The following is an 11897-nucleotide window of genomic DNA, read 5'->3' on the forward strand; positions in this document are numbered from 1 at the left end:
ACGCACACCGTGTGCGACCGCCCGCCGTTGCCCGATGTCAGCCGCTGAAGCCGGCCACGTTCTCCTCGGTGACCACCTTCACCGGCACCTTCACCGTCTCCTCGACCTTCTCGCCCTTCAGGGCCCGCAGGGCGTTGTCCACGGCGATCTTCCCGAGCTGGGACGGCTGCTGCGCCACGGACGCGTACAGCGTGCCGCCCTCGACCGCCTTCAGTCCGTCAGGCGTGCCGTCGAAGCCGACCACCGAGACCGACTTGCCGGCCTTGGAACCCAGCGCCTTGATCGCGCCGAGCGCCATCTCGTCGTTGGCGGCGATGACTCCCTGGACGTCCGGGTGGGCCTGGAGCAGGTTCGACATGACGTCCAGGCCCTTGGTGCGGTCGAAGTCGGCGGGCTGCTGGGCGACGACCTGGATGCCCGGGAAGGCCTTGAGGCCGTTCGCGAAGCCCTGCGCGCGTTCCCGGGCCGCGGACGTGCCGGCCTGACCCTGGAGGATCACGATCTTGCCCTTGCCGCCCAGCTTGTCGGCGACGGTCTTGGCGGCGAGTTCACCGCCGGCGACGTTGTCGGAGGCGACCAGGGCGTCCACCGACGCCTTGTTGACGCCTCGGTCGACCGCGATGACCGGGATCTTCGCCTGGTCGGCGGCCTTGACGGAGTTGCTCGCCGCGTCGGAGTCCACCGGGTTGACGATGATCGCGCCGAGGCCCGAACTGGTGAAGTTCTGCAGCTGGTTGGCCTGCTGGGAGGCGTCGTTCTGAGCGTCGGTGACGGTCAGGTCCACGCCCCGCTTCTTCGCCTCGGCCTGGGCACCCGCCCGGATCTGCACGAAGAAGGGGTTGTTGAGGGTGGACAGCGACAGGCCCAGCTTCGGGCTGCTCGTGGCGGAGGAGCCGTTGTGCAGGAAGGACGTGGCGCCGACGATCGCGACGGTGGCCACGGCCGCGAGCCCGTACGTCGCCGCCTGCTTGCCCTTGCCCCCTTGGGAGGCACCGGCCACCGGGGTCGCCCCCGCCTTGCGCCGCAGCGTGTCGAACAGCACCGCGAGCGCGATGACGACACCGATGACGACCTGCTGCCAGAACGCGGAGACGTTCAGCAGGTTGAGGCCGTTGCGCAGCACGGCGAGGATCAGCGCGCCGATGAGCGTGCCGGACGCCTTGCCGGTGCCGCCCGCGAGGGAGGCACCGCCGATGACGACGGCGGCGATCGCGTCCAGTTCGTAGCCGTCGGCGGCCTGGGGCTGCGCGGAGGAGAGCCGGGCGGCCAGCACGACACCGGCGACGGCGGCGAAGACGCCCGAGAAGGCGTAGATGGCGAGCTTCTGCTTCTTCACGCGCAGGCCGGACAGCCGCGCGGCCTCCTCGTTGCCGCCGATCGCGTACATGGAGCGGCCGATGTAGGTCCGGCCGAGCACGAAGGCCGCGATCAGACCCATGACGATCATCACCAGGACCGGCACCGGCAGCCAGCCGCCGAGCGTGTCGCCGAGGTGGGAGACCGAGTCGGGGAAGGCGATCGGGGAGCCCTCGGAGATGACGAGGGAGAGGCCCCGGGCCACGGACAGCATGGCCAGCGTGGCGATGAACGGCGGGAGCTTGCCGTAGGAGATCAGAATGCCGTTGACCAGGCCGCAGACGATGCCCGTCGCTATGGCGAGCAGGACGGCGAGGAAGACCGGGACGCCCGCCGACGTGGCGCTCCAGGCGAGGACCGTGGCGGACAGCGCGGCGACCGAGCCGACCGACAGGTCGATGCCCGCGGAGACGATCACGAAGGTCACGCCGAAGGCGAGGATGGCCGTCACGGCCGCCTGCACACCGACGTTGAGGAGGTTGTCCGTCGTCAGGAAGTCGCCGGACAGGGCCGACATCGCGATGACGAGGACGATGAGCGCGGTGAGCGCGCCGTTGTCGAGCAGGAGGCGGCGCAGGCCTCCCGAGGCGCCACCCGCGCCCGTTGTGCTCTTGAGCGTGTCAGTGGCCACGGGAGGCCTCCGTTCCGTTCGTGGTCGTCGTCGTGGTCGACGTCGTGGGGGTGCTGACGGCGAGTGCCATCACGGCGTCCTGGGTCGCCTCGTCGGCGGAGAGCTCACCGGCGATCCGGCCCTGCGCCATCACCAGCACCCGGTCGCTCATGCCGAGCACCTCGGGCAGGTCGCTGGAGATCATCAGGACGGCCGCTCCGGCGGCGGTGAGTTCGTTGACCAGCTGGTAGATCTCCACCTTGGCGCCGACGTCGATGCCGCGCGTCGGCTCGTCGAGGATCAGCACCTTGGTGTCGGCGAGCAGCCACTTGCCGATGACGACCTTCTGCTGGTTGCCGCCGGAGAGGGTGCGCACGTGCTGGCCGAGCCCGGCCATCCGCACGCCGAGCTGCTTCGCGATCCGCTCGGCGGACTCGCGCTGGCCCTTGAGGTCGACGAGCCCGGCGCGGGTGGCCGACCGCAGCGTCACCAGGCCCAGGTTCTCCTCGACCGAGGCGTCCAGCACCAGGCCCTGGCCCTTGCGGTCCTCGGGCACGAGTCCGATGCCCGCGGTCATCGCCGCGTTGACGTCGGACTTGGCGATCGGGGCGCCGGACACCTTCACGGTGCCCTTGTCGTACCCGTCGGCCCCGAAGACCGCCCGCACGACCTCGGTACGGCCCGCGCCGACCAGCCCGGCGATGCCGACGACCTCACCGGCGTGCACCTCGAAGCCGACGTCGTGGAAGACGCCGTCGCGAGTGAGGCCCTCGACGGACAGCAGGGGGGCGCCGCGGTCGGCCCGTTCGCGCGGGTACTGCTGCTCGATGGAGCGGCCGACCATGAGCCGGACGAGCTCGTCCTCGGGGGCGGCGGCGGGGACCTGCCCGACGCTCTTCCCGTCGCGGATGACCGTCACCCGGTCGCCGAGGGCGGCGATCTCCTCCAGGTGGTGGGTGATGAAGACGATCCCGACGCCGTCCTCGCGCAGCGTGCGCACGATCGCGAAGAGCTTTTCGACCTCCTCGGAGGTGAGCACGGCGGTCGGCTCGTCCATGATCAGCACACGGGCGTCCAGGCTGAGCGCCTTGGCGATCTCGACCATCTGCAGGCGGGCGATACCGAGGTCACGGACCCGCGCGCGGGGCGAGACATTCACGCCGACCCGCCGCAGCAGGACCTCGGCGTCGGCCTCCATCCGCTTGCGGTCGATCATCCCGAAGCGGCGCGGCTGGCGCCCGAGGAAGATGTTCTCGGCGACCGTGAGGTCGGGTACCAGGTTGAACTCCTGGTAGATCGTGGCGATCCCGAGCCGCTCGGAGTCCTGCGCACCCTGGATGCGCGTCTCCTCGCCGCCGACCAGGATCCGCCCGGCGTCGGGGGTGTAGGCGCCGGAGAGCATCTTGATGAGGGTGCTCTTGCCGGCACCGTTCTCACCGAGCAGCACGTGCACCTCGCCCCGGCGCAGGTCGAAGTCGACGCCGTCCAGCGCGACCACGCCCGGGAAGGTCTTCCGTATGCCCTCGATGCGCAGCAACTCGTCCGCGTTGCTCACGTCGTGCTCCTTTGCACTGGGGTGGGGTTCTCGCCGCACGAGCGGCGTACGACGAGCCGGGCGGGGAGCGTGACGGACTCGCCGGGCCGCCCCTCGATGCGGTCGACCAGGGCCCGTACGGCGGCCCGGCCCAGCTCGCCCGTGGGCTGGGCGATCGCGGTGATCGGCGGATCGGTGTGCACGAACCACCGGATGTCGTCGAACGCGGCCAGCGCGAGGTCGTCCGGTACGCGCAGACCACGCGCGCGTACGGCGTCCAGGGCGCCGAGCGCCATCAGGTTGTCGGCCGCGAAGACGACCTCGGGCGGGTCGGCGAGGTCGAGGAAGCCCTCGGTGACCAGCCGGCCGCTCTCGGCCTGGAAGTCGCCCTGCCCTATGTAGGCGTCGGGAAGTTCGAGCCCGTACGCACCGAGCGCCTCGCGGAAGGCCTCGACGCGCTCCTGGCCGGTGGTGGTCGCCGCCGGGCCCGCGATGATGGCGAGCCTGCGGTGTCCCAGCCGGTGCAGATGCGCCACGAGGTCCCGTACGGCGCTCCGCCCGTCCGCCCGCACCACCGGCACGTCCACGCCCGGGATCCACCGGTCCACGAAGACCATGGGCGTCCCGGCTCGCGCGGCGTCCAGCATCAGGGGCGAGCCGCCGTCCGTCGGGGAGACGAGCAGGCCGTCGATCCGGCGGTCGAGCAGGGTGCGTACGTGGTGGTCCTGGAGGTCCGGCCGCTCGTCGGCGTTGCCGATGATGACGCTGTAGCCGAGCGCGCGGGCCTCCTCCTCGACGGAGCGGGCCAGTTCCGTGAAGTACGGGTTCATCACGTCGCTGATGACCAGGCCGAGGGTGTGGGTCTGGTCGGTGCGCAGGGAGCGGGCGACGGCGTTCGGGCGGTAGCCCAGGGTCGCGACGGCGGCCAGCACGCGGGTGCGTGCGTCGGCGCTGACCGACGGGTGGTCGTTCAGGACGCGCGAGACCGTGGCGACGGAGACGCCGGCCTCGGCAGCGACGTCCTTGATGCTGGCCACCGCCGCTCCACCTCCTTGTGGATCAGTCGTGGGAGCACCGGGTGGGTGCTCGTGGAATCGATTACATCGACGGGAGCATGGAATCGATTACACGCGGCCGAATCAAGCCCCCGGCGGTACCTCTTGACCGGATCGTGATGTCGCGGGGCGCGGCCCGGCGGGCCAGGCTGGAGGTGCGGGGGTTTCCTGTGGGGCGTTCGAGGCCTTGGCGGGCCGGAGTGGAGGAACCATGACGGCGGCGACCCGGAACGACGTACCCGTGGCCCTCGAAGGCGACGGAGTGGAACTGCGCCTGATGCCGATCGGCGGCGGCATGTCGGTCGGCTACATCACACTGCCCCAGGGCACGGACATGGGCCCGGCCCTCAAGGGCCTGCCCGGCGACGCCTGCCAGTGCCCGCACTGGGGCTACCTGCTCAAGGGCCGGATCAGGATGCGCACGGCCACGGGCGAGGAGGAGTACGAGGCGGGGCAGGCGTACCACTGGGGCCCCGGCCACGTGCCGGTGGCGCTGGAGGACAGCGAACTGGTGGAGTTCTCGCCGAGTGCGGACATGCGGCAGGTGATCGACCACGTGGTGGCGCAGGCCGGGTGACGCCGGAGCCTGCCCGGACAGCAGCTCCGACGCCGTATGCCGGTGGACGCGCCGGGCCCGCGCCGATGAGTTTTCCCGGTCCGGGCGGTCTCTCTTGCATCGACCACAGGAGGAGCGCTGTGTCCCAGTTGCTGCGCGTGCAGAACTTCAACGTTTCGAGTGACGGCTTCGGTGCCGGTGAGGGCCAGAGCCTTGAGAGGCCGTTCGGTCACGCCGACCCCGGCACGATGTTCGCCTGGGCCGGGGCCACGGCCAGCTGGCCCAACCGCACCGCCCCGGGCGGGAGCCGCGGCCTCGACGACTACTTGGTGCGCGACTTCCACCACAACATCGGCGCCGAGATCATGGGCCGCAACAAGTTCAGCCCGCAGCGCGGCCCCTGGGAGAACCACGAGTGGCAGGGCTGGTGGGGTGACGAACCGCCGTTCCACACGCCGGTGTTCGTGATGACCCACCACGAGCGCCCTTCGTTCACCCTCTCCGACACGACGTTCCACTTCGTCGGCGGGGATCCGGCCGAGGTCCTCGCCCAGGCGCGCAAGGCGGCCGGGGGCAAGGACGTACGGCTCGGCGGCGGGGCGTCGACCATTAGGCAGTTCCTGGACGCCGACCTGGTCGACACGCTGCACGTGACGGTCTCGCCCGACGTGGTGCTCGGGTCCGGCACACGACTGTGGGAGTCACCCGAGGAACTGCTCGACCGCTTCCACCGCGATGTCGTGCCGAGTCCGAGCGGGGTGACGCACCACCTGTTCTGGCGGAAGTAGCGGCAGGTCAGGCACCCTTGCCCCAGTCCAGCCGGCCGGCGAGCCCGGCGGCGGTGAAGGCCGCTTCCAACTGCTCGCGGCCCTCGGTGAAGTGGGCCCAGCTGTCGTAGTGGACAGGGACGACGCGGCGGGCGCCGAGGATCCGCGCGGCCTCGGCGGCCATCGCGCTGTCCAGGACGATGACCTGGTTGTCGAAGAGGACGGGGAAGCGGGGAGCACCGGCGAAGAGCACGGCGGTGTCGACGGGGGCGAAGCGGTCGGCGATCTCGCGGACGGCGTCGAGCGAGGCGTTGTCGCCGCTGACGTAGACGGTGGGCAGCCCCTCGCCGGTCAGGACGAAGCCGACGACCTGGCCGGTGTACGCCTCGACCTGCTCGCGCGGGCCGGGGCCGTGCAGGGCCGGGACGCCGGTCACGGTGACCGTGCCGCCGCCGGGCCGGTCCAGCTCGACGGCCTCCCAGTCGGCCAGGCCCCTGACCTTGTCCCCCAGGCTCTCGCGCAGCCGCTCACCGCCGCCGGGCGTGGTCAGGGTCAGGGGGATGCCGGGGAGCAGGGCCCGGCCGGAGGTGTCGAGGTTGTCGGGGTGCTCGTCGTGGGAGAGCAGCACCACGTCGACGTTGCCGAGGTCGGCGGGCGTGGTGGTGGCGGGCGCGGTCTTGGTCAGGAGCGGACCCCCGGGCCGGGCGTAGTCGCCGGGCGCGTCGAAGGTCGGGTCAGTCAGGAAGCGCAGGCCGCCGTACTCGAACAGGGCGGTCGGGCCGCCGAGGGCGCGGACGGGGAGGTCGGTCGTCACGGGCAGGGAGGACATGAGGCACCTCACGGATAGACGTGGTTGAACCGTGAGACGACCGTAGCCGCTTCTCACGGATACAAGCAAGCCGTACCATGAGAAGCATGGAGGAGCCCGTGACCGAACAGCCCGCCCCGCCGCCCGCCCAGGGCGAGGAGGAGCACCCCTCCCTTGCCCTCGCCAACACCGCGATCGCCCTGCCCGGCGGGCGCACACTCGATCTCCTGGGCACCCCCGCGCGGGCGAACCACTGGCTGACCCAGCGCGACCTCGCCCCGGTCGACGCCGGCATGCGGGAGATGTGCGCGACCCAACTGCGGTCCCTGCGCGAACAGATCAGATCCCTGTTCGCCGCCCGCGTCGACGGCGTGCCCGCCCTGCCCGCGGCGGTGTCGGCCGTCAACGACGCGATGACCAGGGTCCCCACGGCCCCGCTCCTGCGGTGGGACGACAAGACCGGCCCCTATCGCACCGCCCCCCACCCCACCACCGCGATCGTCGACCTCGCCCTGGCGACCCTCGCCGCGGACGCCGCCGACCTGCTCACCTCCCCCGCGGCCGAGCGCCTGACCGCCTGCGGCTCACCGCCCTGCAACCGCTACCTGCTCCGCCACGGCCGCCGCCACTGGTGCTCCACCCGCTGCGGCGACCGCGCCCGCGCGGCCCGGGCGTACGCCCGTCGTTCCGAGCAGCAATGACGCCGTCCAGGTCACGGCCGGGACCTGTGGGCGAGCCGCGCCCCTCTGCTCTCCGCGACCCTTGCGACGTCCCGCAGCGACTCGCTGAGCCGCCGGGCCAGGTAGTGCAGTTCCTCGCCGGTCACGCGGTGCTCCGCGAGGAGTTCGGCGGCATGCCCGAGCAGCCGGTCCGCCATGTCGATCTGCACGTCCTCGATCTCGTCGGCGAGCCGTGAGACGTAGCCGGTTCCGTCGCCCACGAGGTAGCACGGCTTTCCGTCGGCGCCGGTCCACGGCAGGAGCCGCCCGGCCACCGCGTGATCGCGCGCCCCGCCGGTCATGCACCCGCCTCCGCCATCAGGTAGGGGCGCACCAGTCGGTTGTCCTCTCCCCGGAGCGGACGCGCGTCGGGACGGCAGCAGGCCGCCGGGCACGCGAACGGGGGCGAGGGCGGCGCCGCGGATCGCCGTCGCCTGCCCCGGGGAGGGAGGAGGAGGCGGAGGAGCGGTTCGAGGAGCAGTGCGATGGGGTCTGTCACGTCTGTCTGCCTGCCTTCTCACCTGCGGTGACTGCGTTCTGTTCTGGATCACTCACAGAGTGGGGTCGGCGCTCGCTACGCTGCCAGGGGGTGGAGCTTGACATCGGGCTTGTCAAGAAGAGGGGTTGGCCGATGGACGAACGTCGCATGCTTCGAACACCGCGTCAGAAGTACGGGGAGGAGATGCGCCTGAGGCGGACCGCCGCCCGCCTCACCCAGGAGGAACTGGGCGACCAGGTGGTGTGCTCGCCCACGCTGATCAGTCATTTCGAGGCGGGCAGACGCCTCCCCAAGCCGGATGACGCGCGGCGGATCGACCGGGCGCTGGGGACGGACGGGTTCTTCTCTCGGTGGTTGGAGGACTTGGAGTCGCGGTACACCGACCACTTCGCGGCCGTGGCTGAGCTTGAGCAACTGGCCCTGTGCATCCAGCAGTTCGCACTCACCCTGGTTCCCGGAGTGCTTCAGACCGACGACTACGCACGCGCCCTGTTCCGGGCCTATCGTCCGAACCACACGACCGACGAACTTGACGAACTCGTTGTCATTCGAACACAGCGCCGCCGAATCCTTGATGGGTCGGCGCGGCCTGTCGTGTGGACGCTGCTCGACGAGGCGGTCATCCGCCGTTGTGTCGGCGGCCCGCGGGTCATGGCGGAGCAGTTGCACAAGGTCGCTGACATGGCCGAGTCGGGACGGTTGCGTCTGCACGTCCTTCCCTACGGCGTGGGGGCGCACGCACTCATGCAGAGTCTGCTCACACTCATGACCTTCGAGGACTCGGCCCCGGTGGCCTACGTCGAGGGCTTCCAGACCGGCAACTTGATGGACGATCCGGCTCTGGTGAGTGCCTGTCAGACCGCCTACGCTCTGGCGCTGAGCGACGCGTTGTCGCAGCAGGAGTCACTGGCCCTCGTCAGGGCGGCAGCGGAGGAACACACGCATGATCGACAGTGAGCACAACGCTCTCACCGGCTGGTACAAGTCCAGCTACAGCGGCGGCGATCAAGGCGAGTGCCTCGAAGTCGCCCCCGGCCGCCCCGACGTCCCCGTACGGGACAGCAAGACCGCCCACGGGCCCGCCCTGGCCTTCTCGCGGAGCGGCTGGGCGGCGTTCGTCGCCGCCGTCAAGGACGGGCACATAGGGGCCTAGGAGGACAGCGCGAGGCCGAACGGCGGGCAGCTCTCGCCGCCCACGCGTCCGGCCGCCGCAGCCGTGACCGCATCGCGGCCAGCGACTCGGGACGCATCGCCCTGCTCGCGGTCCCGGCCCTGGGGGCCGCCCAGGCCGCCGAGGGCCGCCGAGGGCTGACGCGTCACGCCGACTCGTTCAGCAGCCTGCTCAGGTGCTCACGTCCGGAGTCCAGGAGGTCGGGCAGGGGGGCCGCCGCCTCGTACCAGCGCTTCTCGTACTCCCAGCAGAGCCAGCCGTCCCAGTTGTGGCGGGAGAGGACCTCGACGCATTCGGCCAGGGGCAGCACTCCCGCGCCGAGCGGCAGGGGGGTGGTGTCCTCGACGGAGGCGATGTCCTTGACCTGGACGTAGCCGAGGTGGGGGGAGAGGGCCGCGTAGGTCTCGGAGGGCTGTTCGCCGCCGAGCCAGGTGTGCATCACGTCCCAGAGGGCGCCGACCTGGCGGTGCCCGACGAGGCCGAGGATCCGCATCGCGTCGGCGGCGGTGCGGTGCGAGTCGTGGGTTTCGAGGAGGATGCGTACGCCAAGGTCATTGGCGTGTTCGGCGGCCGTGCCCAGGCGGCGGGCGGCCGTCGCGTCGGCCTCCTCGGGGGTCTGGACGTCGAGGTCGCCGCCGGGGAAGACCCGGATGTACGGGGCGCCGAGGTCGCGGGCCAGGTCCAGGAGGGCGCGGATCTCGGCCAGGACGGGCTCGTCGTCGCCCGGCGCGGCGACCCGTACATAGCCCGCCAGACCCAGGAGCTCTACGCCCGCTCCCTTGAACTCGGCCGCGACGTCCGCCCGTTCGGCGGGGCCGAGGCCGGTGTGGACCGGTTCCTCGGGATGGGTGCGCAGCTCCACGCCGTGATAGCCGTGGGCGGTCGCGAGCCGCAGGACGTCGGGCAGGGGCAGGCCGGGGACACCGAGGGTGGAGAACGCCAGCTTCATGTCGACGGACCCTACCCGGCACCCCCGCCTTCGACTCCCCTTCGTCACTCGGGTGTTGCGTAAAGATCCAGTCGCCAGTCCTGGCCGGTCAGGTCCCTGCCGAAGGAGTGGTGCGGTTTCTCCGCGACCAGGACGAAACCGTGGCGCTGGTAGATGCGGCGGGCCGAACCGAGGATGTCGTTGGTCCACAGGACGACCTCGCGGTAGCCGGCCTCGCGCGCGAAGCCGACGAGCGCCCCGACCAGGCGGTCGCCGATGCCGAGGCCGCGCGCGTCCGGCTCGACGAGCAGGAGCCGCAGGCGGGCGGCGCCGGGCGTGTCGTCCCGGACGCACATCACGCACCCCACCGGCCGGCCGTCCAGCTCGGCGATCCAGGTCCGCTCCAGGTTCGGGTCGTGGTCCTCGCCGTAGTCGGCGACGATCCTCGCCACCAGTCCCTCGTAGTCGGCGTCGAAGCCGTACTCGGCGGCGTAGAGCGCGGCGTTGCGCTGGACGATCCAGCCGAGGTCGCCGGGGGCGGGCTCGCGCAGGACGACGTCCTCGGGGCGCGAGGCGCTGCCGCCCCCACCCCCGTCGCCGTCGCCGTCGCCACCCCCGTCGCCGTCGCCGTCGCCGTCGCCGTCGCCCAGGATCGTCCGGACGGTCCGCATGGCCTCCGCCAGCCGCGGGCGGTCCTCGGCCCTGACCGTGTCCAGCATCGCCCCGACCGTCTCCCGCGCCCGCTCGTCGAGCAGCGCGGCGGCCTCCCGGCCCGGTGCGGTGAGGGTGATACGGCGGCGGCGCGGGTCGGTGTCGGACGGGCCGCGCTCGACCAGCCCGTCCTCCTCGAACTTGTTCAGGATTCGGGTGAGGTATCCGGCGTCGAGGTGCAGCTGGGCGCGCAGGTCGGCGGCGTCCGTACGGGGTGCGTGGGCCAGCTCGTACAGGACGCGGGACTCGGTGAGGGTGTAGGGGGCGTAGAGCCGGCGGCCGTAGTCGAGGGCGCCGATGACGTTCGTGTAGAAGCGGTTGAAGGAGCGGATGTCCTGGACGGTCATGGCCTCTACCCCCGATGTTTGACTCAGTCAGAGATGCTCGTGGTCGAGCTTAGACCTCCAGGGCAGCCGGAGCCAGGCACGAGGCGAGTAGGACGGCCGAGCCGACGGGAGGACCTGCGACGGCCGATGAGTTTCTCCGCGCTCGGCGGTCGGAAGAGGTGTTGGTGCGTCGCAGCCGCGCGTGTCGTGCAAGCGTGCGGCGACGGCATCCGCCGAGAATCCGACACGAGATACCGAGGAACCCTCGATGCGTACTCTGATCAGCACCGCTTTCATCTCGCTCGACGGCGTCGTGGAGGCCCCTGGCGGCGAGCCCGGTTACCGGAACTCCGGGTGGACCTTCAAGGGTGTCGAGTTCCTTCCCGAGGCATTCGAGATCAAGGGCCGGGAGCAGAAGGAAGCCACCGCGATGATGATGGGTCGCACCAGTTATGAGGCGTTCAGCCAGGTGTGGCCCGACATGGAGGATTTCGCCGACTACAAGGTGATGCCGAAGTACGTCGTCTCCACCACCCTCGCCGAGGAGAACCTGGTGTCGAACTGGGGCGAGACGGTGATCCTGCGCTCGCTCGACGAGGTCGCCGCCCTGAAGGAGACCGAGGGCGGCCCGATCATCATCCACGGCAGCGCCTCCCTCAACCAGGCCCTCTCCGACGCCGGCCTGATCGACCGTTACCACCTGCTCGTCTTTCCGCTCCTGCTCGGGGCGGGCAAGCGGCTCTTCAGCGCCACGGACAAGGACACGCAGAAGCTGCGACTCGTCGAGCACGAGGCCTATCCCAACGGGCTGCAGAAGAACGTCTTCGACGTCGTCCGCTGACGAGCCCTCCACCCCC

14 protein-coding genes are annotated in these 11897 nt (G+C 71.1%); 6 read left to right on the top strand and 8 right to left on the bottom strand.

Going from position 1 to position 11897, the window contains the following annotated elements; all coding sequences use genetic code 11:
* Positions 1–37 precede the first annotated feature (37 nt).
* Genes QOL88_RS14040 through QOL88_RS14050 form a run of 3 tightly spaced genes read right to left on the bottom strand, consistent with a single transcriptional unit; the run spans position 38 to position 4537 of the window.
* The gene (locus tag QOL88_RS14040) at positions 38–1987 is read right to left on the bottom strand and encodes an ABC transporter permease/substrate-binding protein (RefSeq protein WP_097216759.1); all 1950 of its coding nucleotides are present in this window, start codon (positions 1985–1987) and stop codon (positions 38–40) included.
* Positions 1977–3521 carry a sugar ABC transporter ATP-binding protein gene (locus QOL88_RS14045; RefSeq protein WP_097216760.1) on the bottom strand — a complete coding sequence of 515 codons (1545 nt, stop codon included), beginning with the start codon at positions 3519–3521 and terminating at the stop codon, positions 1977–1979. The genes QOL88_RS14040 and QOL88_RS14045 overlap by 11 nt, the downstream gene beginning before the upstream one ends.
* Positions 3518–4537 (bottom strand): LacI family DNA-binding transcriptional regulator, encoded by a 1020-nt coding sequence (locus tag QOL88_RS14050; RefSeq protein WP_097216761.1) that lies wholly within the window; start codon positions 4535–4537, stop codon positions 3518–3520. The genes QOL88_RS14045 and QOL88_RS14050 overlap by 4 nt, the downstream gene beginning before the upstream one ends.
* Before the next feature lie 229 nt (positions 4538–4766).
* Here QOL88_RS14050 and QOL88_RS14055 point away from each other — a divergent pair, with 229 nt between their 5' ends.
* The gene (locus tag QOL88_RS14055) at positions 4767–5132 is read left to right on the top strand and encodes a cupin domain-containing protein (RefSeq protein WP_097216762.1); all 366 of its coding nucleotides are present in this window, start codon (positions 4767–4769) and stop codon (positions 5130–5132) included.
* A 119-nt stretch (positions 5133–5251) separates the two neighbouring features.
* Positions 5252–5899, top strand: a complete 648-nt coding sequence (locus tag QOL88_RS14060) for a dihydrofolate reductase family protein (protein WP_097216763.1) — start codon at positions 5252–5254, stop codon at positions 5897–5899.
* Positions 5900–5906: 7 nt separating this feature from the next.
* Here the strand turns inward: QOL88_RS14060 and QOL88_RS14065 are convergent, their stop codons facing one another.
* Positions 5907–6707 carry an MBL fold metallo-hydrolase gene (locus tag QOL88_RS14065; RefSeq protein WP_097216764.1) on the bottom strand — a complete coding sequence of 267 codons (801 nt, stop codon included), beginning with the start codon at positions 6705–6707 and terminating at the stop codon, positions 5907–5909.
* 86 nt (positions 6708–6793) lie between these two features.
* On the opposite strand from QOL88_RS14065, the gene QOL88_RS14070 reads away from it, so the two are divergent.
* Positions 6794–7387: a CGNR zinc finger domain-containing protein gene (locus QOL88_RS14070; RefSeq protein ID WP_097216765.1), complete on the top strand. Its 594-nt coding sequence runs from the start codon at positions 6794–6796 to the stop codon at positions 7385–7387.
* 11 nt (positions 7388–7398) lie between these two features.
* Here QOL88_RS14070 and QOL88_RS14075 read toward each other — a convergent pair whose 3' ends face one another.
* Positions 7399–7707, bottom strand: coding sequence for a hypothetical protein (locus tag QOL88_RS14075; RefSeq protein WP_097216766.1), 309 nt, complete (start codon positions 7705–7707; stop codon positions 7399–7401).
* Positions 7708–8036: 329 nt separating this feature from the next.
* Here QOL88_RS14075 and QOL88_RS14080 point away from each other — a divergent pair, with 329 nt between their 5' ends.
* Positions 8037–8861: a helix-turn-helix domain-containing protein gene (locus tag QOL88_RS14080; RefSeq protein ID WP_097222985.1), complete on the top strand. Its 825-nt coding sequence runs from the start codon at positions 8037–8039 to the stop codon at positions 8859–8861.
* Complete coding sequence (locus QOL88_RS14085) at positions 8848–9057, top strand: DUF397 domain-containing protein (RefSeq protein ID WP_097216767.1); 210 nt, start codon at positions 8848–8850, stop codon at positions 9055–9057. Before QOL88_RS14080 ends, QOL88_RS14085 begins: the two co-directional genes overlap by 14 nt.
* On the opposite strand, the gene QOL88_RS14090 is transcribed toward QOL88_RS14085, so the two are convergent.
* From QOL88_RS14090 to QOL88_RS14100, 3 genes are read right to left on the bottom strand one after another with little or no spacing between them, the layout of a single operon-like run.
* Complete coding sequence (locus tag QOL88_RS14090) at positions 9054–9224, bottom strand: hypothetical protein (RefSeq protein WP_179878857.1); 171 nt, start codon at positions 9222–9224, stop codon at positions 9054–9056. The two genes, QOL88_RS14085 and QOL88_RS14090, sit on opposite strands and share 4 nt — an antisense overlap.
* Positions 9221–10024, bottom strand: coding sequence for a sugar phosphate isomerase/epimerase family protein (locus QOL88_RS14095; protein ID WP_097216768.1), 804 nt, complete (start codon positions 10022–10024; stop codon positions 9221–9223). Before QOL88_RS14095 ends, QOL88_RS14090 begins: the two co-directional genes overlap by 4 nt.
* Positions 10025–10068: 44 nt before the next feature.
* Positions 10069–11061, bottom strand: coding sequence for a bifunctional helix-turn-helix transcriptional regulator/GNAT family N-acetyltransferase (locus QOL88_RS14100; RefSeq protein WP_097216769.1), 993 nt, complete (start codon positions 11059–11061; stop codon positions 10069–10071).
* 247 nt (positions 11062–11308) lie between these two features.
* Here QOL88_RS14100 and QOL88_RS14105 point away from each other — a divergent pair, with 247 nt between their 5' ends.
* Positions 11309–11881 (top strand): dihydrofolate reductase family protein, encoded by a 573-nt coding sequence (locus tag QOL88_RS14105; protein WP_097216770.1) that lies wholly within the window; start codon positions 11309–11311, stop codon positions 11879–11881.
* The last annotated feature ends 16 nt before the right edge of the window (positions 11882–11897 follow it).

It is taken from the genome of Streptomyces sp. Ag82_O1-12 (assembly GCF_900182715.1).
GTDB classification, from domain to species: Bacteria; Actinomycetota; Actinomycetes; order Streptomycetales; family Streptomycetaceae; genus Streptomyces; species Streptomyces massasporeus.